The organism is Pelotomaculum sp. PtaB.Bin117 (assembly GCF_002067195.1).
GTDB classification, from domain to species: Bacteria; Bacillota; Desulfotomaculia; order Desulfotomaculales; family Pelotomaculaceae; genus Pelotomaculum_D; species Pelotomaculum_D terephthalicicum.
This window is the reverse complement of record NZ_MVQM01000043.1, coordinates 39,273-63,380: the sequence shown is the minus strand read 5'-3', so window position 1 is coordinate 63,380 and position 24,108 is coordinate 39,273. Positions and strand designations below refer to the sequence as shown.

Genomic DNA, 24,108 nt, shown 5'->3' with positions numbered 1-24,108 from the left:
ATGGCGCGTCAGTTTTCGTTGGATAAAATTCGAAACATAGGAATAATGGCACATATTGACGCCGGCAAGACCACCACTACCGAGCGGATACTGTTTTACACAGGCAAAGTGCATAAAATAGGGGAAGTGCACGATGGCGCGGCGACGATGGATTGGATGGTCCAGGAGCAGGAAAGGGGCATCACCATTACTTCCGCGGCAACCAGTTGCCGGTGGCGTGATTCACAGATTAATATTATCGACACGCCAGGGCACGTGGACTTCACTGTGGAGGTAGAACGTTCTCTGCGCGTGCTTGACGGCGCGGTGGCGGTTTTTTGTTCAGTGGGGGGCGTCGAACCGCAGTCTGAAACAGTATGGCGTCAGGCCGATAAATACGGTGTTCCACGGATAGCCTTCATCAATAAAATGGACCGCGTAGGGGCCGACTTCCACCGTGGAGTGAAAATGATTAAAGAGCGTTTAGGCGCCAACCCGGTGGCTTTGCAAATACCCATCGGAATGGAGGATAAGTTCCATGGTGTCATTGATTTAGTCAGAAACAAGGCAATTATCTATATTGATGAATTGGGTGTCGACAGCGAGGAAACCGACATCCCGCCGGAACTGGCTGAAGAAGCGAGTATATTTAGAAACAAGTTGATTGAAGCGGTTGCCGAATCTGACGAAAATTTAATGATGAAGTATGTTGAAAACGAGGAACTTACGGAAAAAGATCTTCATGAAGGCATTCGCAAAGCTACTCTGGCTGTGCAGATAATCCCGGTGCTATGTGGTTCCGCTTTTAAAAACAAAGGTGTGCAGCCTCTGCTGGACGCGATTGTGGACTATTTACCGGCGCCCACGGAAGTGCCGCCCATGCGCGGGGTTGACCCGGAGAGCGGCGCTGAAGAAATCCGGGCGGCCAGGGATGATGAACCTTTTGCCGCTTTGGCATTTAAAATAATGGCCGACCCTTATGTTGGCAAGTTAACCTTTTTCCGGGTTTATTCGGGGAGCCTGCAGTCCGGTTCATATATTTTCAATTCAACCAAGCACAGGCGGGAGAGAATCGGGCGTATTCTGAGAATGCATGCCAACCACCGGGAGGATATCACGGAAGTGTTTGCCGGGGATATTGTCGCCGCAGTGGGCTTGAAGGCGACCAGCACCGGAGACACTCTGTGTGATGAGAAAGCGCCGGTTTACCTGGAATCCATGGATTTTCCGGAGCCGGTTATCCAGGTGGCCATTGAGCCGAAAACCAAAATGGATCAGGAGAAAATGGGGATTGCCCTGCAGAAGCTGGCGGAGGAAGATCCCACTTTCCGGATTAATACCGACGCTGAAACAGGCCAAACGCTGATATCGGGCATGGGAGAATTGCACTTAGAGATCATTATTGACCGGATGCTGCGTGAGTTTAATGTGGAAGCGAACGTAGGCCGGCCGCAGGTTGCTTACAAAGAAACCATCAGGAAGAAGGTTAAGGCTGAAGGTAAGTTTGTCCGCCAGTCAGGCGGGCGCGGTCAGTACGGTCATGTTGTTTTGGAGATCGAGCCGCGGGGGCCGGGCTCAGGATATGAGTTCACGAGCAAAGTCATTGGCGGGGTTATCCCCAAAGAGTATATTCCGGCTGTTGACGCGGGCGTTAAGGAAGCCCAGGAAAACGGCATTTTAGCCGGTTTCCCGATGGTGGACATCGGGGTCACCCTGCTGGACGGTTCGTACCACGATGTGGACTCATCCGAAATGGCTTTTAAAATTGCCGGTTCCATTGGGTTTAAGAATGCCGCCGGCAAAGCCGGCGCGGTTCTGCTGGAACCGGTAATGAAGGTGGAAGTCGTGGTGAACGACGAGTACATGGGTGACGTGATCGGCGATGTGAACTCCCGGCGGGGCCGGATCGAGGATATGGAGCCGCGCAACGGGATGCAGATAATCCATGCGCTCGTGCCGTTGGCGGAGATGTTCGGCTACGCGACCGACCTGCGTTCGCGCACACAGGGGCGCGGCACCTACAGCATGCAGTTTAGCCATTATGCTGAAGTTCCGCAAAATATCGCGGAAGGAATTATTGCCAGACGGCAAGGGTAAAATATGGGTAGCCGGAATTATAGAGCGTCAGCAAGTAGGATTAACTGTTTGCAGCAAATAAAAATTTAAAGGAGGATAAAACTAATGGCAAAACAAAAGTATGAGCGGACTAAACCCCACGTTAACATCGGCACCATCGGCCACGTCGACCACGGCAAGACCACCCTGACTGCGGCAATCACCATGGTTCTGAACACAGTCGGTCAGGCCACGGTTAAGAAGTTCGAAGAGATTGACAACGCTCCTGAAGAGCGTGAGCGCGGCATTACCATTAATACCGCCCACGTCGAATATGAAACCGATAAAAGGCACTATGCCCACGTTGACTGCCCGGGCCACGCCGACTACATCAAAAATATGATTACCGGCGCCGCCCAGATGGACGGGGCGATCCTGGTCGTGTCCGCGGCGGACGGCCCGATGCCCCAGACCCGCGAGCATATCTTGCTGGCCCGTCAGGTTAATGTTCCCTACATCGTCGTATACCTGAACAAGGCCGACATGGTTGACGACCCGGAACTCCTGGAGCTGGTTGACATGGAAGTGCGCGAATTGCTGACTAATTATGAATTCCCCGGTGATGAAATTCCCATTATTACCGGTTCGGCGCTAAAAGCGATGGAATGTGCCTGCGGCAAGAAAGACTGTGAATGGTGCAAGTCTATCTGGGAGCTGATGGATGCCGTTGACGAGCATGTTCCCACACCTGTGCGGGATACCGACAAGCCTTTCCTGATGCCTGTCGAAGACGTTTTTTCCATTACCGGACGCGGCACCGTGGCCACCGGCCGGGTCGAGCGCGGTATGGTCAAAGTGCAGGATGAAATTGAGATCGTGGGACTCGCCGACAAGCCCCGGAAGACCGTGGTGACCGGTGTGGAAATGTTTAGGAAAATCCTTGACAGCGGCCAGGCCGGCGACAACATCGGCTGCCTGCTGCGGGGCGTCGACCGGAAAGAAATCGAACGCGGGCAGGTTCTGGCAAAACCCGGCTCGATCAGGCCCCACAAAAACTTTTCTGCCGAAGTGTTAGTACTGACCAAGGAAGAGGGCGGCAGGCACACGCCGTTCTTTAACGGCTACCGTCCCCAGTTTTATTTCCGGACCACCGACGTGACCGGCGTGATCACCCTGCCGGATGGCGTGGAAATGGTGATGCCGGGAGACAACATTAAAGTTGACATCGACCTGATTACCCCGATTGCTATTGAAGAAGGGCTGCGCTTTGCCATCCGTGAAGGCGGCCGCACTGTGGGCGCGGGCGTTGTTACCGGAATTAGGGAGTAGGTTGTTATTTGACCCGCTCGAGTAATATAGGTTATACATTTTCACATACTGAAACGCCAACCCGTGGCTATTGGCAAACGCGATGAGGTGAGAGGTTGCCAACTCAGTAGTCAGTAGTCAGAAGTCAGGAGTCAGAATAAAGAGAAGATCGGTAAAGCCGATTTTCAATAAGCAATCCGACTGCCGGCAACCGGCTACAAGCTACCGAGATGGGGAATTTTCACTGAGAATGTCCGGTCATCGGGCGAAAAGGAGAGCAGGATATTTATGAAGAGCCAAAAAATCAGGATCAGGCTAAAAGCCTTCGACTATCACATATTGGACCAGTCAGCCCTGAAGATTGTGGATACCGCGAAGAGGACGGGCGCTTCTGTCGCCGGTCCGGTTCCGCTGCCGACGGAAAAAAATATTTACACCATTCTGCGCAGTCCTCATGTTAACAAGGACTCTCGCGAGCAGTTCGAGATGCGGACCCATAAGCGTTTGATTGACATTATCGAGCCCACCCCGAAAACGGTGGACGCCCTGATGCGTCTGGACCTGCCGGCCGGTGTGGACATCGAAATAAAATTGTAGTTGAAGAAGGTAAAGTTATATCCGGTTTAGATAGAGGCAATGTTGAGAACCAGCTCAACCACTTGCCACAGAATTCAGAGGCCGGGGGCGAAGGCAAATGGTTTTAGTTTCCGGCCTTTGAAAAACGGAGGTGCATTTTATAATGCCAAAAGGTATTCTGGGGAAAAAAGTTGGGATGACACAGATTTTTACGGACGTTGGCCTGGCTATTCCTGTTACTGTGATCGAAGCCGGTCCGTGCTTTGTTGTGCAAAAGAAAACCCCTGGGACTGACGGTTACAGCGCGGTTCAAATTGGTTTCGGAGAGAAGAGGGAACGTCTTTTCACTAAACCTCTGAAGGGCCATTTTACTAAAGCCGGCGTACGGCCGCTGCGCTATCTGCGTGAGCTGAGGGTTGAAGATGCGGATTCATACGAGGTAGGCCAGGAAATTAAGGCCGATATTTTTGCCCAGGGAGAAAAGGTAGATGTGGTTGGTACTAGTAAAGGGCACGGCTTCTCAGGCGGGATCAAACGTCATGGTTTTCACCGCGGCCCGATGGCCCATGGTTCCAAGTACCACAGGCGCCCAGGTTCACTGGGGGCGAAAGGTCCGGCCCGTGTGTATAAAGGCAGGAAATTGCCGGGGCAATACGGCTCGGAGCGAATAACGGTGCAGAATCTTGAAGTGGTAAAAGTTGACGGCGACCGCAACTTGCTTGCCGTTAAAGGAGCCATACCCGGACCCAAGGGCGGTCTGGTGCTGGTGATACCGTCGACCAAGGCGCGGCAGCGCTAGAAAAGAGCTTAAGCTTAAAGACGCGGGGGGCGGTCGCGGTGTGCGCGCGCCTGCGGACTAAAAGGCTTTCGGCTCGGAAAGGGGACACTCATGCCTACAGTAGCAATGTACAATATTAGCGGCGAACAGGTCGGGGAACTGACGCTGAAAGATGAAGTCTTCGGTGTTGAAGTTAGCGAATCTGTTTTGCATGATGCCGTTGTGATGCAGTTGGCCGGCCGTCGCCTGGGCACCCACGCCACTAAAACCAGGGCGGATGTGAGCGGCGGCGGCCGCAAGCCCTGGCGTCAAAAAGGCACCGGCAGAGCCCGTCACGGCACCACCCGTTCACCAATCTGGCGTGGCGGCGGGATCGTTTTTGGACCTCATCCCAGAGACTACCGGTATAGCCTGCCGAGAAAGGTGAGGAGGCTGGCTTTGAAATCAGCTCTCTCTTCTAAAGTAAATTCAGGTGATATTTTAGTTCTGGATCAGTTGCAGATGGAGCAGCCGAAAACCAGGGATATGGTTAATATATTAAATAACCTCAAAGTCAACGAGGCTTTGCTGGTAACGGCGGAAGCCGATCAGACAGTGGCAAAGTCCGCCCGTAATATCCCGGGGATCAAGCCGCTTGATGCCACCGGACTCAACGTATACGACATCCTGGCGTACAGCAAGCTGGTTATCACCAAAGACGCGGTGGCCAGGGTTGAGGAGGTGCTCGCGCCATGAAAAATCCGCGCGATATTTTAAGGAAGCCGGTTATTACCGAGAAGAGCACATCTTTATCGAAAGATAATAAATACACTTTTATAGTTGATCTAAAAGCCAATAAAGTGGAGATCCGGCAGGCTGTCGAAAATTTGTTCAAGGTTAAAGTGAAAAAAGTAAATACCATGCGCGTTAAGGGAAAGATCAAACGGGTCCGCAGGATTCCCGGCAGAACGCCTGATACAAAAAAGGCGATAGTCACCCTTAAAGAAGGTGACCGGATCGAGATTTTTGAGGGAATATAGTTTTACCGTAATAACATTAATTATTGAGGGGGTGAATCCCTGTGGCTACTAAAAGTTTTAAGCCGACGTCACCGGGCCGCCGGTTTGTAACCGTTTCGGAATTTAAGGATATAACCCGTTCGGAACCCGAAAAGTCCTTGCTGGAACCATTAAAGAAAAATGCCGGCCGCAACGCGTACGGCAGGCTGACAGTAAGACACCGTGGCGGCGGGCACAAACGGATGTACAGGGTTATTGACTTTAAACGCAACAAGGATGGTATCCCGGCCAAGGTGGCCAGTGTTGAATATGACCCGAACCGTTCTGCCAGAATTGCTCTGCTGCATTACGCTGATGGTGAAAAGAGATACATACTTGCGCCTGTCGGCATCAGCATCGGGCAAACCGTTGTATCGGGCCCGGACGCGGATATTAAGGCCGGGAATTGTTTGCCGTTACGTAATATTCCGCTTGGCACATTGGTTCATAATATCGAATTGCACCCCGGCGGCGGCGGTCAATTGGTGCGCTCGGCCGGTGGGTCCGCACAGCTGATGGCTAAAGAGGGAAAATACGCCAATATAAGAATGCCGTCCGGTGAGATGCGGCTTTTATTGCTGGACTGCCGCGCGACTATCGGACAGATAGGCAATGTTGATCATGAAAACATTACAATAGGTAAAGCCGGCCGGAAACGCTGGATGGGCATTCGGCCGACTGTCCGGGGTATTGTGATGAACCCGGTTGACCACCCGCACGGCGGTGGCGAAGGACGCTCGCCTATCGGCCGCAATCCTGTTACACCGTGGGGCAAGCCGGCTTTGGGCGCGCGTACCCGGAAAAGAAAACCGAGCGACAAGCTAATCGTGAAAAGAAGAACCAAATAGCGGCTGTTGGAAATATGGAAAGGGGACACACCTTCTAGGGGTGTACAAATTCGGAAGGGATTATTCCTGCACATGGCGTGTGGAGCAATAGTTACTGTTAAGGCAGGCTAGTGAAGGAATGTCGTCAGCGGAAAGGGGACACACCTTCTAGGGTCGTATAAATTCGAAGGGATTATTCCTGCATATAGCGTGTTGAATAACAGTTACTGTTAAGGCAGGCTAGTGAAGGAATGTCCCCGATGGAGTGTGAAAGGAGGCTGCAATTTTGGGCCGGTCATTAAAGAAGGGGCCGTATTGCGAAGAACGGCTTCTCAATAGAATAGAGGCCATGAATGATTCAGGCGAAAAAAGAGTGATCAAGACATGGTCCAGGCGCTCAACCATCTTTCCCCAAATGGTCGGGCACACCATAGCCGTGCATGATGGGCGCAAGCATATCCCGGTATATATAACCGAAGATATGATTGGGCACAAATTGGGGGAATTTGCCGTTACCAGGCTTTTTCGAGGACACGGTCACCATACGGAAAGGTCTACAGCACTGAAGTAGAAGCCGTTTTCATTTCCGGCATCTTAACGAAGGGGGTAAACAGCCTGTGGAAGCTAAGGCCACAGCCAAATTTATAAGGATTTCCCCGCGAAAGGTGCGCATAGTAGTGGACCTGATCCGGGGCAAGAAAATTCAGGAGGCCCTTGCTATCTTAAAATATACACCCAAACGGGCCTCGGGGGCGGTAACAAAGGTGGTTAAATCCGCCGCCGCCAACGCCGAACACAATCAGCAGGCCGATAAGGATGAGTTGTTCGTAACCGCGGCTTATGTTGATCAAGGACCTACATTAAAGCGGTTCCAGGCCCGGGCCATGGGCCGCGCAGATGTTTTACGCAAACGTACCAGCCACATAACAGTTGTGGTGGGTGACAAAAAGGAGGGTAGATCTTAGTGGGGCAGAAGGTAAATCCCAAGGGCCTGCGGATTGGTATTATCCGGGACTGGGAAGGCAAGTGGTTTGCCGACAAGAAAAACTATGCCGGCCTCTTGCACGAGGACCTGAAAATACGCAAGTTTATCAAAAAGAAGCTTTTCGTGGCAGGCGTTTCGCGCATCCAGATAGAGCGGGCGGCCAACCGGATTAAAGTGTTTATCCACACCGCCAAGCCGGGCATTGTCATCGGACGGGGCGGTATGGAAGTGGAGAACCTGCGCAAGCAGCTTGAACGAATCACCGCTAAGCAGGTCAGTGTAAATATCGTGGAGATCAAGATCCCTGAGGTGGACGCCCAACTCGTGGCTGAAAATGTGGCCTCCCAACTGGTGAAACGGATTGCGTTCAGAAGGGCCATGAAGCAAGTGGTCAACCGCTCCATGAAAATGGGGGCGAAAGGGATCAAGATCGCGTGCGGCGGCCGCTTGGCCGGCGCTGAAATTGCCCGCAGCGAATGGTACAGCGAAGGCAAGGTTCCTCTTCATACCTTGCGCGCCGATATAGATTACGGTTTTGCCGAAGCGAACACCACTTACGGAAAAATCGGCATTAAAGTATGGATCTATAAAGGAGAAGTTTTACCGGCAGTCAAAGATGCAGAAAAAACCCCGGCCAGGGGAGGAAAGGCCGCACCTGGTGAAGGAGGCGTATAGGGATGCTTATACCGAAAAGGGTTAAATACCGCAAACAGCACCGCCCCGGAATAGCCGGCAGGGCTAAAGGCGGCAAAGATGTCAGTTTTGGTGAATTTGGCCTTCAGGCTCTGGAGTCGGCCTGGATAACCAACAGGCAGATAGAAGCGGCCCGTATTGCCATGACGCGTTATATCAAGCGTGGCGGCAAGGTCTGGATCAGAATTTTTCCTGATAAACCAATTACCACCAAACCGGCTGAGACCCGGATGGGCTCCGGCAAGGGTACACCGGAATATTGGATTGCTGTTGTCAAGCCGGGACGGATTATGTTTGAGTTGGCGGGCATTTCCGAAGAAGTTGCCCGTGAAGCGATGCGATTGGCGTCTCACAAGCTACCGGTTAAAACTAAATTTGTGAAGCGCGGGGAAGTAGGTGCAGTCGTTGAAAACTAAGGATATTAGAGAGTTGACGGATTCCGAGCTTTATAAAAAGCTGGACGACTCCAAGGATGAACTCTTTAAATTGAGATTTCAAATGGCCACCGGGCAGTTGGATAACCCGATGAAACTGCAGGAAATCCGCCGCAGGATCGCGCGTGTCAAGACGGTAATTCGCGAGCGTGAGTTGGGAATCCAACGGGCGTAAGAACAGCGTCAGGATTTAAGGTGCCAGGCTCACAAGGGATATGTTCAGGAAGGAGTATTATGGATGGAACAACGTGGATTGCGCAAGGTTCTTACCGGCAGGGTGGTAAGTGATAAAATGGAAAAGACCGTGGTTGTGGCTGTTGAAACCCTGGTCAAACACCCCAGGTACCAGCGCATCATTCGGCGCACCCGTAAATTCAAAGCGCATGACGCAGAAAACTCCTGCAGGATCGGCGACAAGGTGAAAGTTATGGAAACCAGGCCGCTGTCGAAAGAAAAGCGGTGGCGTGTAGTTGAGATCCTGGAGCGAGGCAAACAGATTTAACGGTTGATAGTCGTAAGTAGTAAGTGTGAGGAGGTTGCAGCATTGATTCAAGTACAGTCTTTGCTCAACGTTGCTGACAACACCGGGGCGCGCAGGCTGATGTGCATCCGTGTTTTGGGCGGATCGTTGCGGCGCTATGCAGGTGTGGGCGACATCGTTGTATGTTCCGTTAAAGAAGCCACGCCAGGCGGCGTTGTTAAGAAAAGTGATGTGGTAAGGGCCGTGGTGGTCCGCACGAAAAAAGAAGTCAGGCGCCCGGACGGGTCCTACATCAAGTTTGACGAAAACGCCGCTGTTATTATCAAGGATGACAAGAGTCCGCGGGGAACGCGTATTTTTGGTCCGGTGGCCCGGGAATTGAGAGACCGTGAGTTCATGAAGATTGTTTCTCTGGCGCCGGAAGTGCTCTAGCGCCGGCTATCTTTAAATATTGACGGTGAGTTCGGAGGTGACACAAAATATATGGTAAAACCCAAGATCCACGTCCGCAAAGGAGACACAGTATTGGTGGTCACTGGTAAAAGCGCGGGGAAGAAGGGCAAGGTTCTGGAAGTCATACCGGCTAAAAACAAGCTAATCATCGAGGGGGTAAATATTGTTAAACGCCACTCCAAGCCTACCCAGAAACTGCCGCAAGGGGGTATATTGGAAAAAGAGGCCCCCATACACAGCTCAAACGTGATGCTTTTCTGCAATAAGTGCAACACCCCAACCAGGGTCGGCAAGAAGGTGCTTGAAAACGGGGAAAAAGAACGTGTCTGTAAAAAATGCGGAGAAGCGATATAAGTGATCAGTAGTCAGTAGTCGGTAGTCAGGAGTCGGAATAAGGGAAAACCCCAATGGTGATTTCAAAAAAGCAGCTGATTGCAGAACCGACAACCGATTGCCGAGAAGGGAGGTAGTTTAAGATGTCCAGATTAAAAGACAAGTACAAGAACGATATAGTGCCCGCCATGATCAAAAAGTTTGCGTATAAAAATATCATGCAGGTTCCCAAGCTGGAAAAAGTGGTTGTCAGCATGGGCGTGGGCGAGGCGATTCAGAATTCAAAAGCAATCGACGCCGCGTTAAACGACTTGATGATTATTACCGGACAAAAACCTGTTACGACTAAAGCGAAGAAATCTATCGCGGCCTTCAAGCTGCGTGCCGGTATGACCATCGGCGCAAAGGTTACTTTGCGCGGCGAACGCATGTATGAGTTTGTTGACAAGCTTTTTAACATAGCGATGCCAAGGGTGCGTGACTTCCGGGGCATTTCGCCCAAATCGTTTGACGGGCGCGGCAACTACAGCATGGGTGTTCGTGAACAGCTTATGTTTCCGGAAATTGATTATGACAAGATAGATAAAATCCGCGGCATGGACATCATTTTTGTGACTACGGCGAAAACGGACGAAGAGGCGAGAGAACTGTTGGGATTAATGGGCATGCCGTTCCGGGCGGCATAAGAGTTACAGTGGTCAGTGGTCAGTAGTAGAAAACTACGGGCAACCGGCTACCAAATACGAAAAGGAGGCAAGTTGGTGGCTAAAAAATCAATGGTTTTAAGGGCTATGCGGGCGCCGAAGTTTACGGTGCGCGGACACAATAGATGCAAAATCTGCGGGCGTCCGCACGCCTACATGAGAAAGTTTGAGATTTGCCGGATTTGTTTCCGGGAGCTCTCGTATAAAGGTGAAATTCCAGGAATCCGCAAAGCCAGTTGGTGATCAGGAAGGAGGTAGTTTCGCGTGGTTATGACCGATCCTATTGCAGATTTCTTGACCAGAATCCGGAACGCCAATACATTTTATCATGATAAAGTAGAGGCGCCTGCTTCCAAGGTAAAAAAAGCAATCGCTAATATATTGAAAGATGAAGGCTTTGTTAAGGATTGCGAATTTGTAGACGACGGAAAGCAGGGGATTATCCGGGTTTATCTTAAATATGGCACTAATAAGGAACGGGTGATCACCGGTCTCAAGCGCATATCAAAGCCAGGTTTAAGAGTGTACGCCAGGAAAGATAATGTGCCGAAAGTTTTAGGCGGTCTCGGAATAGCTATTATTTCCACCTCTAAAGGATTCATGTCCGATAGAAAGGCGCGTAAAGAAGGACTTGGCGGCGAGGTAGTTTGCTACGTGTGGTAATTAATACCATGTGCTTGAATACAATTAGGATGGCAGGTGTAATTTATGTCCAGGATTGGTAGACAGCCGGTACCGGTACCCGCAGGTGTTGATGTGCAGATCGACGGGAACCGGATACGGGTTAAAGGCCCCAAGGGGCAGTTGGAAAGAGAGCTGCACCGGGACATGGTTGTGAAATACGAGGGGGGACAATTATTGGTCCAACGTCCTTCTGACAATAAACAGCACAGGTCATTGCACGGTTTGACACGTACTCTTGTTAACAACATGGTGGTGGGAGTAACAGTCGGTTTTCAGAAAAACCTGGAATTGGTCGGCGTTGGTTACCGCGCCTCCAAACAAGGCAACAAACTCGTAATGGCCATGGGTTATTCACACCCGGTGGAGATTGAGCCGCAAGAGGGACTGGTAATTGAAGTTCCGGCGCCGGCCAGAATCAGTGTGAAGGGTATCGACAAGGAAAAAGTGGGAGCCATGGCGGCGTTCATTCGTGCTGTACGTGAACCGGAACCATATAAAGGGAAAGGCGTCAGGTACGAAGGTGAAAGGGTCCGGCGCAAGGTCGGCAAGGCCGGCGGCAAAGGCAAGAAGTAGAGATTGGCAGTCTGTAAGTACGGATAATTTATTTATTACTTTTTAGAAAGGCAGTGAATTCCTAAGTGCTGAATAAACCCGACCGTAAGGCCCTGCGGGCAAAAAAGCGCTTCAGGGTGCGCAAGAAAATAACCGGTTCTGCCGGCCGGCCCAGGCTGAACGTGTTTCGCAGCATCCAAAATATTTACGCCCAAATCATTGATGATGAACGCGGTGTAACTCTAGTGGCCGCGTCCACCTTGGGACCGGAGCTGAAAGGCAAACTGGCAAATGGCGGCGACTTAGCGGCAGCCGCTGCGGTAGGAGATTTGCTGGCTAAAAAAGCAGTTGAGGCAGGAATCAAAGTGGTGGTATTTGATCGCGCCGGCTATATTTACCATGGCCGGATCAAGGCCCTGGCTGACGCCGCGCGGGCAGGCGGACTGGAGTTTTAGCGGAATGGGGACACACCTTCCTGTGTGGTAAAAGTCCGAAGAGAATACTCCTTTAGGTGGCCTGTTGATGCTATAGTAACTCTTAGAGCAGGCGAGTGAAGGAATGTCCCCGAGCGGAATGGTGATAAACCTTCTAGTAGAGTGTAAATCTGGAAGGGAATATTCCTAAAATCGGCCTGTTGGAATCCCAGTTACTTATAGGGCGGGTCGGTGAAGGAATGTCCCCGATGAGAAAGGAGGGAAATAGATGGCGAGGATTGACGCCAGCAAACTGGAAACAACCGAAAAAGTAGTGTATATCAACCGGGTGGCCAAGGTCGTAAAAGGCGGACGGCGATTCAGTTTTTCCGCTCTGATGGTAGTGGGCGACAGCGACGGTCATGTCGGCGCCGGTCTGGGCAAAGCGGGTGAGGTTCCCGAGGCCATCCGCAAGGGCATTGAAGACGCGAAGAAATCATTAATAAAAGTACCCCTTTCCGGAACAACCATTCCCCATGAAGTTACCGGGCATTTCGGGGCCGGTAAAGTTTTGCTGAAACCGGCGGCGCCGGGCACCGGTGTGATTGCGGGCGGTCCGGTCCGGGCGATCCTGGAGTTGGCCGGAGTGCACGATATACTTACCAAGTCCCTGGGTTCCAACAATGCTAACAACATGGTCCGTGCCACCATGGATGCGCTGAAGAGTCTGAAGACTCCGGAGGATGTGGCCCGGCTGAGAAATAAAACGGTGGAAGAACTGCTGGGGTAAAAAATAGGAATGGGGACACACCTTCCTGTGTTGTATAAAGTACAGAGGGATTGCTCCTGAGCGTGGCCTGCTGGAACACTAGCTACTATTAGAGCAGGCGAGTGAAGGAATGTCCCCGATTGGAGGGGGACACACCTCACACCTGATGTCCCCGGTTGAACTGAAAGGTAACGTAATGCTCTCTCAAGAAAAGGGGGGAATGTTGTGGCCAAGTTGAAGGTAACCCTGGTGAAGAGCCTGATCGGCCGGCCGGAAAAGCAGAGGGTTACAGTGCGGACCCTGGGTCTGACCAAAGTAAGCCGGTCGGTAATCCACGAAGACACTCCGCAAATCAGGGGTATGATTAATAAGGTTGCGCATTTGTTGAAAGTCGAGGAAGCCGGAGCGTAAGGCCCGCGAATTTAGACAAGCGGGACTGAGAAGCGCAGGTCCGTAAGGAATGTTAAGGAGGTGTCATCTTGAAACTGCATGAACTAAGGCCGGCTCCAGGGGCTAGACCTAAACCCACCCGCAAGGGTCAAGGGATCGGCTCCGGTTTGGGCAAGACCGCCGGCCGCGGCCATAAAGGGCAAAAGTCACGCTCCGGCGGAGGTGTGCGTCCCGGGTTTGAGGGCGGGCAAATGCCGCTGCAGCGTCGCATGCCGAAACGGGGGTTCTATAATAAGTTTGCCAAGGAAATTATCGCTGTCAATGTAGCGGCGCTTAACCGGTTTGAGGACGGTGTTACCGTGACTCCGGATACTTTGCTTGACGCCCGCTTGATCAAAAAGATCGGTGACGGTGTGAAAATACTTGGCAACGGCAAGCTGGAAAAATCTCTAACCGTATGTGCCCAAGCTTTCAGCAAGTCGGCTGAGGAAAAGATCACAGCCGCCGGCGGCAAAGCTGAGGTGATTTAATTGCTGGGAAGTATTGCGAATGCCCTGAAAGCTACTGAATTGAGGACAAAGCTGCTTTACACCCTTGGTATGATTTTTGTTTTCCGGCTGGGCGCTCATATTCCCGTGCCCGGGGTGAATTCGGAAAAATTTGCCGAACTGGTTAGCAGCGGCGCTATTTTCGGGTTTTTTGACGTGATTTCCGGCGGCGCGCTGAAGAATTTTTCTGTTTTTGCCATGGGTATTATGCCTTACATCAACGCTTCAATTATTATGCAGCTCCTGACAGTGGTCATTCCGCACCTGGAGCGTCTGAGTAAAGAAGGCGAAGAAGGCCGCAAGAAAATTACCCAGTACACCCGCTACCTTACCGTGGTACTGGCGTTTATCCAGGGTATCGGCATGGTGGTCGGAGTCGGTGGTTCGCTTTATCATCCCGGTCCGGCGACTTATTTAATGACTGCCGTCACCATTACCGCCGGGACCACCTTCCTGATGTGGACGGGTGAACAAATTACTGAAAAAGGGATTGGCAACGGTATTTCGCTGTTGATTTTCGCGGGTATTGTCTCAAGGGTTCCCTCAGGTTTACAAAGAATTATGGCTTATTTAGACGCGGGTACAATTAACATCTTGAGTCTTGTGCTGCTTGTCGTCATCGGGGGTCTGGTGATCGCCGGTGTGGTTATGGTTCAGGAAGGGCAGCGGCGCATACCCGTGCAGTACGCCAAGCGGGTGGTTGGACGCAGGGTTTACGGCGGACAGACAACCCACCTGCCGCTGCGGGTCAATCAGGCCGGTGTTATACCGGTAATTTTCGCCTCGTCACTGTTGATGTTTCCGGAAACGCTCGTGAAATATTTTTCCAACGAAGCAATCGCGGCGTTCTACTCGAAGTGGTTCGGGTGGGGAACAGTTTCACACACGGTTATTTACGCTCTTTTGATTATCGGCTTCACTTTCTTTTATACCGCCGTCATCATGAACCCGTCAGATATGGCGGATAATATCAAAAAATACGGCGGTTTTATCCCGGGGTTGCGCCCCGGGCGGCCGACGGCGGAATATATCAGCCGGGTGATGAACAAGATAACCCTGGCCGGAGCCATTTTCCTGGCCCTGGTGGCAATATTGCCGAACTTTGTACTGATGGCGACCCAGATACCAAATATCTATTTCGGCGGCACCGCGCTGCTGATTGTGGTCGGGGTGGCGCTGGACACGATGAAGCAATTGGAATCGCACATGTTGATGCGCAGTTACCAGGGGTTTATTAAGTAGGTGGGCATATGATTACCTGTAAATCCGAAAAAGAACTCTCCTATATGAGAGACGCCGGGCGGGTTGTGGCCGAAACACTGGCGGAACTCACCAGTGCCGTTAGGGTTGGGGTAACGACCAGGGAACTGGACCGGCTGGCGGAGGACTATATTATCAAAGCCGGCGCCAAACCGGCTTTCAAGGGGTTATACGGTTTCCCCTACAGCATCTGTGCTTCAGTGAATGAAGAAGTTGTGCACGGGTTTCCCAGTTTAAGGAAGCTGGTGAGTGGAGATATTATTAGTATCGACATTGGGGCGGAAGTAAACGGATACTATGGAGACAGCGCCGTTACCGTTCCGGTGGGAGAAGTAAGCAGCGATGCCATGCGGCTCTTAAAGGCGACGGAAGAATCCCTTTATAAGGGAATTGAGCATGCCAGGGAAGGCGCCAGGCTATCAGATATATCCAATGCCGTACAAACTTGTGCCGAAGGCTATGGCTATTCGGTAGTGCGTGACTATGTCGGGCATGGAATAGGCAGCAGCCCGCACGAGGACCCGCAGGTTCCGAATTTCGGCAAGCCCGGCAGAGGCCCCAGACTGAAAGCGGGAATGACATTAGCGATCGAACCGATGATCAATATGGGCACTTTTGAAGTGCGGACTCTTACAAACAACTGGACGGTAGTAACTTTGGACGCAAAGCTTTCAGCCCATTTCGAACATACTGTTGCCATTACGGATGACAAACCGGAGATACTGACCATATTATGACTACGATAATTAAAGAAAAGTACTGATTGCCGGTAGCTGTTTTCCAGATGATGAAAGGAAGGAAATAGATGTCTCAGTCAGTGCCTGATGATAATAGTGGCAATATCGTTTTCAGCCGGAAATACGGCGACCGGGACGCTTTACAGGTCGGGCACTTGGTTAGCTCGACAAAAGGCCGCGATAGAGGCAGATATTATCTGGTGATAGGTTGCGAAAGTCTATCCAGGGTGTGCGTTGCGGACGGGGAAGGGCGAAAAGTGGAAAATCCCAAATATAAAAATATCAAACACTTGCATATTCATGAAGTTATTGCCGGTGAGTTATCGAGCAAAGCGGAAAAAGGGAAAAGGATAACCAACGCGGATATTCGCGAGGAGCTCAAGAGTCTAGTGAAAAACTTTAACGAGTGTTCATTTTAAGATAAGGAGTTGGTCAGATACCTAATGTCAAAGCAAGATGTTATCGAGGCTGAAGGTACTGTCATCGAACCGCTGCCAAACGCCATGTTCCGTGTGGAACTCCAGAACGGCCATAAAGTGCTGGCGCATGTTTCCGGCAAGATTAGGATGAACTTTATCAGGATTTTGGCCGGTGACCGGGTGACAGTCGAACTCTCGCCTTATGATTTAAACCGCGGGCGTATTATTTATCGATACAAGTAAAGTCAGGAGTCAGAAGTCAGAAGTCAGAATAAAAGAATTAAAAAAGAATTCGGCGAATCCGGATTTCAACAATTAACCCGACAACGACTACAGACGACCGAAATGGAGGGTTTGCGATGAAAGTGAGGCCATCCGTCAAGCCCATCTGCGAAAAGTGCAAGATCATTCGCAGGAAGGGCAAAGTTATGGTGATTTGTGAGAACCCCAAACATAAACAGGTCCAAGGGTAATACCAGGAGGTGTTGAATAATTTATGGCACGTATCGCAGGCGTAGACTTGCCGAGGGATAAACGGGTCGAGATTGCCCTTACTTATATTTTTGGCATTGGTAAGCCGACGTCCCAAAAAATCCTGTCTCAGACAAATGTCAACCCTGATACCAGGGTGAAGGATCTGACTGAGGATGAAATCAACAAGCTGCGTGAAATTATTGAAAAGAACCACAAAGTGGAAGGTGATTTGCGCCGGGAGATAGCCTTGAACATCAAGCGTCTGATTGAAATTGGCTGCTACCGCGGGTTAAGGCACCGCCGCGGCATGCCGGTGCGGGGGCAGCGGACCAAGACCAACGCCAGGACCCGTAAAGGGCCGCGTAAGACTGTCGGCGTGCGCAGGAAAAAGTAGCATGAGTGTTAAGGTTGGCTCAGTGTGGCGTGGCGCTTACCTGGAGGGCGGTTTAGGATTAAATTGTTGTTTAGCTTAGCCGTTCCCGAAAAAAGCGGGGCAGCAGTTTTAAGCCGGCTGAGTTGGTGAGTTTGGCAGATCCGGGGGGCGAACGCGCTAGCCTGTGGGTAAGCGCTACGCCATGCGATCAAGCGGATAATCTGAGCAAACTTGATGAACGAAAAAATCTATTAAATCCATTAAATTAAGGAGGTTATTAAATGGCGCGTCGCGTAACCAGAACGAAAAGACGTGAACGCAAAAATATCGAATCTGGTGTTGCGCATATCAGATCTACTTTTAATAACACCATAGTAACCATTACCGATACCAGGGGAAATGCGATATCCTGGGCCAGCGCCGGAGGCGTGGGCTTTAAAGGTTCCCGGAAAAGCACTCCGTTCGCGGCTCAAATGGCGGCTGAAAATGCCGCTAAAGAGGCCATGGAGCATGGCCTGAAAGTAGTGGAGGTAATGGTTAAAGGACCCGGCGCCGGCCGTGAGGCGGCTATCCGCTCTCTGCAGGCGGCGGGGCTGGAAGTCAATTTGATTAAAGATGTAACCCCGATTCCTCATAACGGTTGCCGGCCGCCCAAGCGCCGGAGAGTTTAAGGAGGTGTGCTGGTATGGCGAGATATACTGAAGCAGTGTGCCGGCAATGTCGCCGGGAAGGACTGAAACTATACCTCAAAGGCGACCGTTGTTACTCAACCAAATGTGGCGTTGACCGCAGGGCTTACGCTCCCGGTCAGCACGGCCAAGGACGAAAGAAAGTTTCGGAGTACGGCCTGCAATTAAGGGAAAAACAAAAAGCGCGCCGGATATACGGCATTTTGGAAGGCCAATTCAGGCGCTACTTCGTGAGAGCCGAGCGGCAGCCGGGTGTTACCGGTGAAAATCTGCTCCGCTTATTGGAAAGGCGGCTTGACAACGCAGTCTATCGCCTGGGACTCGGGGCATCCCGGAACGAAGCCAGGCAGCTTGTGCGGCATGGACATTTTATGGTTAACGGCCGTAAAGTGAACATACCGTCATATTCGCTCCGCGTGGGCGATGTAATTACCGTCCGGGAAAAGAGCAAGGAATCGCCGAGAGTGAAAGAGCTGCTGGAGAGGGCTGCCGAGCGCACTCCTCCCGCATGGCTTGAATTTGAGGCCGACCAGGCCATCGCCCGCGTAGTGGCGCTCCCGGCAAGGGATCAGATCGACGCTCCCGTTCAGGAGCACCTGATTGTTGAGTTATACTCCAGGTAGGAGGCCATTTTGGCCGTTGGTCGTGAGCAGTCGGTTGCCGGGTGTTAACCAGCCGCCAACCACCAACCGCCAATAGGAGGGAAACGTCCGTGCTTGAAATTGAAAAACCGAAAATTGAAGTTGTAGAAATGAGCGACGATTACACTTACGGCAAGTTTACAGTGGAGCCACTGGAAAGGGGCTACGGCATTACTCTGGGGAACTCCCTGCGCCGCATCCTGCTTTCCTCATTGCCGGGCGCAGCTGTTACTTCTGTTAAGATTAACGGAGTGCTTCATGAATTTTCAACCATCCCGGGGGTTGTGGAGGATGTCACGGACATTATTTTAAACCTCAAGAGTCTCAGCCTGAAACTTTACAGCGATGAAGAAAAGACTCTGCGCATAGAAGCTGAGGACGCCGGTGTGGTGAAAGCCGGGGATATCGTCTGTGACTCCGATGTGGAAATATTAAACCCCGATCTGGTGATAGCCACTCTGTCCGATAATGCCAGTTTATCCATGGATATTACCGTCTCCAAAGGACGGGGCTACGTCTCCGCGGAGCGTAATAAAAAGAATGAACACATTATCGGCGTGATTCCGGTGGATTCAGTTTTTACACCAGTGAGCAAGGTCAATTATAATGTGGAGAACACCCGGGTCGGCCAGATAACGGACTACGACAAGCTGACATTGGAAGTCTGGACCGACGGGAGCATCAGACCTGACGAGGCAGTCAGCCTTTCAGCCAAGATTATGAGCGAACATTTGCGTCTGTTTATCGGATTGACGGAAACGGTCAGCGATGTGGAGATCATGGTGGAAAAGGAAGAGGAGCAAAAGGATAGAATCCTGGAAATGACCATTGAAGAGCTGGATTTATCGGTGCGTTCCTACAACTGCCTGAAGCGGGCTGGGATTAACACGGTTGAGGAGTTAATCCAGCGCAACGAAGACGATATGATGAAAGTAAGAAATCTGGGGAAAAAATCTCTGGAAGAGGTAGTCAATAAATTACACGAACTGGGGTTATTGCTGAAAAAAAGCGATGAATAAGGGAGGGATTTGAGAGTGGGCTACCAGAAGCTAGGAAGAAACACCGGCCACAGGAAGGCTATGTTAAGAAACCTGGTCACATCCCTCTTCCGGGACGAGCGGATAAATACCACTGAAGCCAGGGCCAAGGAAGTAAAAAGTATCGCCGAAAGGCTGGTTACTACCGCCAAGCAGAACGACCTCGCAGCCAGGCGCCAGGCGCTGGCGTACCTCTATGAAGAAGATGTGGTGCGCAAACTGTTTGATAAAATCGCGCCGAAATATGCGGACCGCCCGGGCGGCTATACCAGGATTGTCAAAGTTGGCTACCGCCGGGGCGACGCCGCTAAAGCGGTTATTTTAGAGCTGATTTAACCTGCATGTCTAGTAATGCTCTGCCCGGAAAGCAAGCGGCGCGCGGCCGTTCCCGTGAAGGCGCGGTTTATATCAGGGTCAAAGGCCTCACATATTTCTACAACCGCGGCGGCCAGTCGGAGCAGGCGGCTTTGCATGGTGTGGACCTGGATGTATATAAAGGCGAATTCCTTGCTCTGGTCGGTCCCAACGGGTCGGGGAAATCTACCCTTGCCAGGCACTTTAACGCCCTGCTCACACCTTTTGAGGGTACGGTCCTGGTGGATGGGATGGACACCCGCCAGGGGGAATATTTATGGGAAATCCGGCAGAGAGTGGGGATGGTTTTTCAAAACCCCGACAACCAGATCGTCAGCTCGCTGGTGGAAGAAGACGTAGCCTTCGGCGCTGAGAACCTGGGACTGCCCCCGCCGGAGGTGCGGGCCAGAGTAGATGAGGCCCTGGTTTTAACCGGGCTGTCGGAATACCGGAACCATGCTCCGCATCTGCTCTCCGGCGGTCAAAAACAGCGGCTGGCTATCGCCGGTGTGCTGGCAATGCGTCCGGACTGCCTGGTCCTGGATGAGCCAAGCTCCATGCTTGACCCGTCCGGCCGCCGGGAACTTATGGATACCCTGCTCCGTTTAAACCGTTCCAACGGCGTCACTGTGGTTCTGGTGACTCATTACATGGAAGAAGCCGCCGTGGCGGATAGAGTAATGGTCTTGTGCTCCGGCCGGTCTGTGCTGGCGGGAACCCCGGCCGAGGTGTTCGCGGAGGAACAGTTGCTGCGGAATGTGGGGTTAGAGTTGCCGGTTGCGGCTAAAATTGCCTGTCGCCTGAGAAGGCGGGGCTTTTTAGTGCCTGATGGTATTCTCACTATTAAGGATATGGTGGCGTACCTATGCCGGTAATTAAGGTCGAAAATCTTACTCATGTTTACTCCAGGGGCACACCGTTTGAAGTAACCTCGCTGGATAGTGTGTCGCTGGAAATCCAAAGAGGCGAGTTTTACGCGCTGGTTGGGGCGACCGGTTCCGGCAAGTCCACCCTGGTCCAGCATTTTAACGGCATCCTGGCGCCCACCGGCGGAAATGTGCGGGTGTGCGGTATTGACGTAGCAAATAAAGGATTGCGCCGGGAACTTTGGCACAGGGTGGGGCTGGTTTTCCAACAGCCCGAGCACCAGCTTTTTGAGGAAACTGTTTTTGACGATGTGGCTTTCGGCCCGAGAAACCTGGGCTTAAACAACGCCGAGGTCAGGGAAAGGGTCATTGACGCGTTGAGACTGGTTGACCTGGACCCGGAGGAAGTAGGGCGGACATCCCCGTTCCGTCTGAGCGGCGGCATGCGCAGGAAAGCTGCCATTGCCGGTGTGCTGGCCTTGCGCCCGGAAGTGTTGGTGCTTGATGAACCGGCCGCCGGCCTGGACCCGGTGAGCAGAAGGCAGTTAATGGAACGTATTGACCGGCTCCGGGGGGAGCGGGGGATAACAGTGGTGCTGGTTACCCACAACATGGAGGAGGTTGCCCGCTGGGCAGACCGGGTAGCCGTTTTGCATAAAGGCCGCCTGGCCATGGAGGCGCCGCCGCGGGAGGTTTTCAACAAGACTGAAGAACTGCGCGCCCTGGGGCTGGATGTTCCGGCGACGGTAGAATTAATGCTCCGTCTGCAGGCCCGCGGGTTGCCGGTGCGGGCTGATTTGCTAACGATTGATGAAGCGGTTGTGGAAATTGCCAGGATACTGAACATGGAGCGTAATATGGAAATGAGGCAGCCTGGCGTATGATTAACGTTACTATCGGCCAGTTTGTTCCGGGCAACTCATTATTGCACCGCCTTGATCCTCGGACCAAGGTTGTTTGTGTAATCGCGACGGCAATTGCGGTTTTTATCATCGCCTCATGGTATGAGTTTGCTCTGTTGACCGGATTTGTTTTTTTATCCATGATTCTCACGGGGATTTCCGCGAAGATTTTTTTTCGGGGCTTGTTGTCGATTTGGCTGCTGCTGGCGGTTACATTTTTTCTCCAGGCACTGTTGACGCCGGGGGAAGTATGGTTCGGGCTGGGGTTTTTAAAAGTCACCAAGGAGGGTCTGGCAGGGGGCGGCCAGATTTTTTTAAGACTGGTATTGCTGATTTTAATCGCTTTTCTGCTTACTCTGACTACGTCCCCGGTAAACCTCACCGCCGCGCTGGAAAGTATCCTTGCTCCGCTTAGACGGGTCGGGGTGCCTACCCATGAATTAGCCATGATGATGACTATAGCCTTGCGTTTTGTTCCCACCTTGCTGAATGAGGCTGATAAAATTGCCAAAGCCCAGCGGTCCCGCGGCGCCGGGTTTGGTTCAGGCGGGGCGATGGACCGGGTGAAAGGTTTGTTGCCGTTGTTCGTGCCGCTTTTCGCCGGGGCGCTGCGCAGCGCCGAGGAACTTGCCGTGGCTATGGAGGCGCGCTGCTACCGGGGCGGCGCCAACCGGACGAGAATGCACAGTTTGACGCTGAAACCGGAGGATTATATGACGCTGCTCATTACCTTCGCGATCCTTGCCATAACGGTTTGGCTTAGATATACATAAAGCAGGGAGAATATGAACGCGCTGGTAATGCCGCCAGACTGCAGCGCGTAGTTCGAGCTAATATTTTTTTAGGAGTCAGGAGTCAGAAGTCAGGAGTCAGAATATTTCGGGACGATAGACCAATAGCTTACTTTGATTCCCGAGTGGTTGCGTACAAGCGAACATTTCACTGTAGCTGTTAATTTGAGGATAATATGCGCAATATTAAGGTTACGATAGCTTATGACGGCACCAATTACCATGGATTCCAGGAGCAGCGCGGCACAAGGTTTCAAACGGTGCAGGGCGTTCTGGAAGAGCGGCTGTTCCAGCTGGCTCAAAGGCCTGTTCAGGTTAGCGGCGCCGGCAGGACGGATGCCGGAGTGCACGCCCGCGGGCAAGTAATCAGTTTCGCGGCAGATGGCTGGCCCGTGCCGGCGGAGCGGACGGCATACGCCCTGAACAGTTTGCTGCCGCGGGATATCGTGGCCTTGGACGCGGAAGAAGTGCCGGTGTCGTTTCACGCGCGCTTTTCCGCCATCGCTAAAACATATCGCTACACAGTTTATCACGGAAAATGGCATTCCCCTTTCCACCGCCTGTACAGTTACCATGTGCCCAAACAGCTGGACTTTAACGCCATGCGGGAAGCAGCCGGCTATTTGGAGGGAAGGCACGACTTCAGCGCCTTTCGCGCCCTGGGCACGCCGGTTAAAACGACGGTGCGCACGCTTTACCAGGCGCGGGTGGCAAGCGAGGGTGATCTCGTTTACATAATATTGCGGGCGGATGGATTTCTCTACCACATGGCCCGCATGATTTCCGGCACCTTGCTCCGGGTGGGTCTGGGGAAACTGGCGGCAGGCGAAGTGGCCGGCATCCTGGCAAGCCTGGACAGCCTGAAAGGCGGTCCCACCCTCCCGGCCAGGGGTTTGTGTTTGGAAAAAGTAGAGTATCCGGCGGCGGAAGCCATGATTGGCAAACCGTATGCCGCTGTCGATTGACTGGTTTTTATATCTGTCAGTTTTGACCTTGTTTAACTTGACACTGGAAATGCTTTATGTTATATTGTAATACGTGGTTTTTTGACGGTTCATTAGCCCCGTCCGTTGAAAAGCGGCATAGTTTGTTTTACTTTTTGCCTTATTTTGAGGAGGTATTTTTAATGAAGAGCTACATGGCTAAACCTCTTGAGATAAAAGAACGCAAGTGGTATACTCTGGACGCTGAAGGCAAGGTTCTCGGCAGGCTGGCCGTTGAAGCGGCACGGATTCTGCGTGGAAAACATAAACCTGACTTTACTCCCCATGTCGATACCGGTGACTTTGTCATAGTGATCAATGCCGAGAAAATTGTGTTGACCGGCAATAAACTTGCCAACAAAAAATACATAAGGCACTCCGGCTACCCCGGCGGCCTGAAAGTAGTCAGTTACGGCACCTTGATGAAAACAAGGCCTGAACTCGCGGTGGAAAAGGCCATCAAGGGAATGCTGCCTCATAACAAGTTGGGTGCGGATATGGGCAGGAAGCTTAAAGTATACAAGGGCCCTGAGCATCCTCATCAAGCGCAGAAGCCTGAAGCCTGGCAGATGTAACAGAGAAG

38 protein-coding genes are annotated in these 24,108 nt (G+C 52.0%); all 38 read left to right on the top strand.

Annotated elements, in window-relative coordinates:
- The 38 genes from fusA to rplM all read left to right on the top strand — a co-directional run bounded on the left by fusA (position 1) and on the right by rplM (position 24,100).
- Positions 1-2,076: an elongation factor G gene (gene fusA / locus A4E54_RS02930; RefSeq protein ID WP_286724255.1), complete on the top strand. Its 2,076-nt coding sequence runs from the start codon at positions 1-3 to the stop codon at positions 2,074-2,076.
- A gap of 84 nt (positions 2,077-2,160) precedes the next feature.
- The gene (gene tuf, locus A4E54_RS02925) at positions 2,161-3,363 is read left to right on the top strand and encodes an elongation factor Tu (RefSeq protein WP_286724254.1); all 1,203 of its coding nucleotides are present in this window, start codon (positions 2,161-2,163) and stop codon (positions 3,361-3,363) included.
- A gap of 267 nt (positions 3,364-3,630) precedes the next feature.
- Positions 3,631-3,939, top strand: a complete 309-nt coding sequence (gene rpsJ, locus A4E54_RS02920) for a 30S ribosomal protein S10 (protein WP_240083086.1) — start codon at positions 3,631-3,633, stop codon at positions 3,937-3,939.
- 142 nt (positions 3,940-4,081) lie between these two features.
- Positions 4,082-4,717, top strand: coding sequence for a 50S ribosomal protein L3 (rplC, locus tag A4E54_RS02915; RefSeq protein ID WP_240083087.1), 636 nt, complete (start codon positions 4,082-4,084; stop codon positions 4,715-4,717).
- A 90-nt stretch (positions 4,718-4,807) separates the two neighbouring features.
- Positions 4,808-5,431 carry a 50S ribosomal protein L4 gene (gene rplD / locus A4E54_RS02910; RefSeq protein WP_240083088.1) on the top strand — a complete coding sequence of 208 codons (624 nt, stop codon included), beginning with the start codon at positions 4,808-4,810 and terminating at the stop codon, positions 5,429-5,431.
- A complete protein-coding gene (gene rplW, locus A4E54_RS02905) occupies positions 5,428-5,715 on the top strand; it encodes a 50S ribosomal protein L23 (RefSeq protein ID WP_286724252.1) in 288 nt (95 codons plus the stop codon). Before rplD ends, rplW begins: the two co-directional genes overlap by 4 nt.
- A gap of 41 nt (positions 5,716-5,756) precedes the next feature.
- Positions 5,757-6,581, top strand: a complete 825-nt coding sequence (gene rplB, locus A4E54_RS02900) for a 50S ribosomal protein L2 (protein ID WP_240083090.1) — start codon at positions 5,757-5,759, stop codon at positions 6,579-6,581.
- A gap of 265 nt (positions 6,582-6,846) precedes the next feature.
- Positions 6,847-7,131, top strand: coding sequence for a 30S ribosomal protein S19 (rpsS, locus tag A4E54_RS02895; protein WP_240083091.1), 285 nt, complete (start codon positions 6,847-6,849; stop codon positions 7,129-7,131).
- A gap of 46 nt (positions 7,132-7,177) precedes the next feature.
- On the top strand, positions 7,178-7,525 hold the full coding sequence (gene rplV, locus A4E54_RS02890; RefSeq protein ID WP_240083092.1) for a 50S ribosomal protein L22: 348 nt from the start codon (positions 7,178-7,180) through the stop codon (positions 7,523-7,525).
- On the top strand, positions 7,525-8,220 hold the full coding sequence (gene rpsC / locus A4E54_RS02885; protein WP_240083093.1) for a 30S ribosomal protein S3: 696 nt from the start codon (positions 7,525-7,527) through the stop codon (positions 8,218-8,220). The genes rplV and rpsC overlap by 1 nt, the downstream gene beginning before the upstream one ends.
- A gap of 2 nt (positions 8,221-8,222) precedes the next feature.
- A complete protein-coding gene (rplP, locus tag A4E54_RS02880) occupies positions 8,223-8,654 on the top strand; it encodes a 50S ribosomal protein L16 (RefSeq protein WP_240083094.1) in 432 nt (143 codons plus the stop codon).
- On the top strand, positions 8,644-8,847 hold the full coding sequence (rpmC, locus tag A4E54_RS02875) for a 50S ribosomal protein L29 (protein ID WP_240083095.1): 204 nt from the start codon (positions 8,644-8,646) through the stop codon (positions 8,845-8,847). Before rplP ends, rpmC begins: the two co-directional genes overlap by 11 nt.
- Positions 8,848-8,910: 63 nt before the next feature.
- Positions 8,911-9,174 carry a 30S ribosomal protein S17 gene (gene rpsQ / locus A4E54_RS02870; RefSeq protein ID WP_240083096.1) on the top strand — a complete coding sequence of 88 codons (264 nt, stop codon included), beginning with the start codon at positions 8,911-8,913 and terminating at the stop codon, positions 9,172-9,174.
- 42 nt (positions 9,175-9,216) lie between these two features.
- Positions 9,217-9,585 carry a 50S ribosomal protein L14 gene (rplN, locus tag A4E54_RS02865; protein WP_240083097.1) on the top strand — a complete coding sequence of 123 codons (369 nt, stop codon included), beginning with the start codon at positions 9,217-9,219 and terminating at the stop codon, positions 9,583-9,585.
- 51 nt (positions 9,586-9,636) lie between these two features.
- Entirely contained in the window at positions 9,637-9,960 is a 324-nt protein-coding gene (rplX, locus tag A4E54_RS02860) for a 50S ribosomal protein L24 (RefSeq protein WP_240083098.1), read from the top strand.
- Positions 9,961-10,082: 122 nt separating this feature from the next.
- Positions 10,083-10,625: a 50S ribosomal protein L5 gene (gene rplE, locus A4E54_RS02855; RefSeq protein WP_240083099.1), complete on the top strand. Its 543-nt coding sequence runs from the start codon at positions 10,083-10,085 to the stop codon at positions 10,623-10,625.
- Between the two features lie 75 nt (positions 10,626-10,700).
- Entirely contained in the window at positions 10,701-10,886 is a 186-nt protein-coding gene (locus tag A4E54_RS02850; protein ID WP_240083100.1) for a type Z 30S ribosomal protein S14, read from the top strand.
- 21 nt (positions 10,887-10,907) lie between these two features.
- Entirely contained in the window at positions 10,908-11,306 is a 399-nt protein-coding gene (rpsH, locus tag A4E54_RS02845; RefSeq protein ID WP_240083101.1) for a 30S ribosomal protein S8, read from the top strand.
- A gap of 45 nt (positions 11,307-11,351) precedes the next feature.
- Positions 11,352-11,900 carry a 50S ribosomal protein L6 gene (rplF, locus tag A4E54_RS02840; protein ID WP_240083102.1) on the top strand — a complete coding sequence of 183 codons (549 nt, stop codon included), beginning with the start codon at positions 11,352-11,354 and terminating at the stop codon, positions 11,898-11,900.
- Positions 11,901-11,965: 65 nt separating this feature from the next.
- Positions 11,966-12,334 (top strand): 50S ribosomal protein L18, encoded by a 369-nt coding sequence (rplR, locus tag A4E54_RS02835; protein ID WP_240083103.1) that lies wholly within the window; start codon positions 11,966-11,968, stop codon positions 12,332-12,334.
- Between the two features lie 247 nt (positions 12,335-12,581).
- A complete protein-coding gene (gene rpsE, locus A4E54_RS02830; RefSeq protein ID WP_240083104.1) occupies positions 12,582-13,082 on the top strand; it encodes a 30S ribosomal protein S5 in 501 nt (166 codons plus the stop codon).
- Positions 13,083-13,286: 204 nt separating this feature from the next.
- The gene (gene rpmD / locus A4E54_RS02825; RefSeq protein WP_240083105.1) at positions 13,287-13,472 is read left to right on the top strand and encodes a 50S ribosomal protein L30; all 186 of its coding nucleotides are present in this window, start codon (positions 13,287-13,289) and stop codon (positions 13,470-13,472) included.
- A gap of 68 nt (positions 13,473-13,540) precedes the next feature.
- Complete coding sequence (gene rplO, locus A4E54_RS02820) at positions 13,541-13,981, top strand: 50S ribosomal protein L15 (RefSeq protein WP_240083106.1); 441 nt, start codon at positions 13,541-13,543, stop codon at positions 13,979-13,981.
- Positions 13,982-15,241, top strand: coding sequence for a preprotein translocase subunit SecY (gene secY / locus A4E54_RS02815; RefSeq protein WP_240083107.1), 1,260 nt, complete (start codon positions 13,982-13,984; stop codon positions 15,239-15,241).
- Positions 15,242-15,249: 8 nt separating this feature from the next.
- A complete protein-coding gene (gene map / locus A4E54_RS02810) occupies positions 15,250-15,996 on the top strand; it encodes a type I methionyl aminopeptidase (RefSeq protein WP_240083108.1) in 747 nt (248 codons plus the stop codon).
- A gap of 68 nt (positions 15,997-16,064) precedes the next feature.
- Entirely contained in the window at positions 16,065-16,415 is a 351-nt protein-coding gene (locus tag A4E54_RS02805; RefSeq protein ID WP_240083109.1) for a KOW domain-containing RNA-binding protein, read from the top strand.
- A gap of 24 nt (positions 16,416-16,439) precedes the next feature.
- On the top strand, positions 16,440-16,658 hold the full coding sequence (infA, locus tag A4E54_RS02800) for a translation initiation factor IF-1 (protein WP_240083110.1): 219 nt from the start codon (positions 16,440-16,442) through the stop codon (positions 16,656-16,658).
- Positions 16,659-16,774: 116 nt separating this feature from the next.
- On the top strand, positions 16,775-16,888 hold the full coding sequence (rpmJ, locus tag A4E54_RS02795) for a 50S ribosomal protein L36 (protein WP_240083111.1): 114 nt from the start codon (positions 16,775-16,777) through the stop codon (positions 16,886-16,888).
- Positions 16,889-16,911: 23 nt separating this feature from the next.
- Entirely contained in the window at positions 16,912-17,283 is a 372-nt protein-coding gene (gene rpsM, locus A4E54_RS02790) for a 30S ribosomal protein S13 (RefSeq protein WP_240083112.1), read from the top strand.
- A 260-nt stretch (positions 17,284-17,543) separates the two neighbouring features.
- Positions 17,544-17,933 carry a 30S ribosomal protein S11 gene (rpsK, locus tag A4E54_RS02785; RefSeq protein WP_240083113.1) on the top strand — a complete coding sequence of 130 codons (390 nt, stop codon included), beginning with the start codon at positions 17,544-17,546 and terminating at the stop codon, positions 17,931-17,933.
- A 14-nt stretch (positions 17,934-17,947) separates the two neighbouring features.
- Positions 17,948-18,574: a 30S ribosomal protein S4 gene (gene rpsD, locus A4E54_RS02780; RefSeq protein WP_240083114.1), complete on the top strand. Its 627-nt coding sequence runs from the start codon at positions 17,948-17,950 to the stop codon at positions 18,572-18,574.
- 89 nt (positions 18,575-18,663) lie between these two features.
- Positions 18,664-19,611, top strand: coding sequence for a DNA-directed RNA polymerase subunit alpha (locus tag A4E54_RS02775; protein WP_240083115.1), 948 nt, complete (start codon positions 18,664-18,666; stop codon positions 19,609-19,611).
- A gap of 15 nt (positions 19,612-19,626) precedes the next feature.
- Entirely contained in the window at positions 19,627-19,965 is a 339-nt protein-coding gene (gene rplQ, locus A4E54_RS02770; RefSeq protein WP_240083116.1) for a 50S ribosomal protein L17, read from the top strand.
- Between the two features lie 5 nt (positions 19,966-19,970).
- Complete coding sequence (locus A4E54_RS02765; protein ID WP_240083117.1) at positions 19,971-20,858, top strand: energy-coupling factor transporter ATPase; 888 nt, start codon at positions 19,971-19,973, stop codon at positions 20,856-20,858.
- A complete protein-coding gene (locus A4E54_RS02760) occupies positions 20,849-21,733 on the top strand; it encodes an energy-coupling factor transporter ATPase (protein WP_240083118.1) in 885 nt (294 codons plus the stop codon). Before A4E54_RS02765 ends, A4E54_RS02760 begins: the two co-directional genes overlap by 10 nt.
- The gene (locus A4E54_RS02755) at positions 21,730-22,524 is read left to right on the top strand and encodes an energy-coupling factor transporter transmembrane component T family protein (RefSeq protein ID WP_240083119.1); all 795 of its coding nucleotides are present in this window, start codon (positions 21,730-21,732) and stop codon (positions 22,522-22,524) included. Before A4E54_RS02760 ends, A4E54_RS02755 begins: the two co-directional genes overlap by 4 nt.
- 194 nt (positions 22,525-22,718) lie before the next feature.
- A complete protein-coding gene (gene truA, locus A4E54_RS02750) occupies positions 22,719-23,507 on the top strand; it encodes a tRNA pseudouridine(38-40) synthase TruA (RefSeq protein WP_240083120.1) in 789 nt (262 codons plus the stop codon).
- A 161-nt stretch (positions 23,508-23,668) separates the two neighbouring features.
- Positions 23,669-24,100 (top strand): 50S ribosomal protein L13, encoded by a 432-nt coding sequence (gene rplM, locus A4E54_RS02745; protein ID WP_240083121.1) that lies wholly within the window; start codon positions 23,669-23,671, stop codon positions 24,098-24,100.
- Positions 24,101-24,108: the final 8 nt, after the last annotated feature.

Excerpts from the sequence above, each read along its gene's own strand:
- A4E54_RS02805 (WP_240083109.1), top strand. The coding sequence starts at position 16,065 with ATGTCTCAGTCAGTGCCTGATGATAATAGTGGCAATATCGTTTTCAGC.
- rpsM (WP_240083112.1), top strand. The coding sequence starts at position 16,912 with ATGGCACGTATCGCAGGCGTAGACTTGCCGAGGGATAAACGGGTCGAG.
- rpsE (WP_240083104.1), top strand. The coding sequence starts at position 12,582 with ATGGCGAGGATTGACGCCAGCAAACTGGAAACAACCGAAAAAGTAGTG.
- A4E54_RS02755 (WP_240083119.1), top strand. The coding sequence starts at position 21,730 with ATGATTAACGTTACTATCGGCCAGTTTGTTCCGGGCAACTCATTATTG.
- rplP (WP_240083094.1), top strand. The coding sequence starts at position 8,223 with ATGCTTATACCGAAAAGGGTTAAATACCGCAAACAGCACCGCCCCGGA.
- A4E54_RS02760 (WP_240083118.1), top strand. The coding sequence starts at position 20,849 with ATGCCGGTAATTAAGGTCGAAAATCTTACTCATGTTTACTCCAGGGGC.
- rpmJ (WP_240083111.1), top strand. The coding sequence starts at position 16,775 with ATGAAAGTGAGGCCATCCGTCAAGCCCATCTGCGAAAAGTGCAAGATC.
- rplX (WP_240083098.1), top strand. The coding sequence starts at position 9,637 with ATGGTAAAACCCAAGATCCACGTCCGCAAAGGAGACACAGTATTGGTG.
- rpsQ (WP_240083096.1), top strand. The coding sequence starts at position 8,911 with ATGGAACAACGTGGATTGCGCAAGGTTCTTACCGGCAGGGTGGTAAGT.
- infA (WP_240083110.1), top strand. The coding sequence starts at position 16,440 with ATGTCAAAGCAAGATGTTATCGAGGCTGAAGGTACTGTCATCGAACCG.
- rpsD (WP_240083114.1), top strand. The coding sequence starts at position 17,948 with ATGGCGAGATATACTGAAGCAGTGTGCCGGCAATGTCGCCGGGAAGGA.
- rplD (WP_240083088.1), top strand. The coding sequence starts at position 4,808 with ATGCCTACAGTAGCAATGTACAATATTAGCGGCGAACAGGTCGGGGAA.
- rplF (WP_240083102.1), top strand. The coding sequence starts at position 11,352 with ATGTCCAGGATTGGTAGACAGCCGGTACCGGTACCCGCAGGTGTTGAT.
- rpsJ (WP_240083086.1), top strand. The coding sequence starts at position 3,631 with ATGAAGAGCCAAAAAATCAGGATCAGGCTAAAAGCCTTCGACTATCAC.
- tuf (WP_286724254.1), top strand. The coding sequence starts at position 2,161 with ATGGCAAAACAAAAGTATGAGCGGACTAAACCCCACGTTAACATCGGC.
- rplW (WP_286724252.1), top strand. The coding sequence starts at position 5,428 with ATGAAAAATCCGCGCGATATTTTAAGGAAGCCGGTTATTACCGAGAAG.
- A4E54_RS02765 (WP_240083117.1), top strand. The coding sequence starts at position 19,971 with ATGTCTAGTAATGCTCTGCCCGGAAAGCAAGCGGCGCGCGGCCGTTCC.
- rplE (WP_240083099.1), top strand. The coding sequence starts at position 10,083 with ATGTCCAGATTAAAAGACAAGTACAAGAACGATATAGTGCCCGCCATG.
- rpsK (WP_240083113.1), top strand. The coding sequence starts at position 17,544 with ATGGCGCGTCGCGTAACCAGAACGAAAAGACGTGAACGCAAAAATATC.
- map (WP_240083108.1), top strand. The coding sequence starts at position 15,250 with ATGATTACCTGTAAATCCGAAAAAGAACTCTCCTATATGAGAGACGCC.
- rplC (WP_240083087.1), top strand. The coding sequence starts at position 4,082 with ATGCCAAAAGGTATTCTGGGGAAAAAAGTTGGGATGACACAGATTTTT.
- fusA (WP_286724255.1), top strand. The coding sequence starts at position 1 with ATGGCGCGTCAGTTTTCGTTGGATAAAATTCGAAACATAGGAATAATG.
- truA (WP_240083120.1), top strand. The coding sequence starts at position 22,719 with ATGCGCAATATTAAGGTTACGATAGCTTATGACGGCACCAATTACCAT.
- rplM (WP_240083121.1), top strand. The coding sequence starts at position 23,669 with ATGAAGAGCTACATGGCTAAACCTCTTGAGATAAAAGAACGCAAGTGG.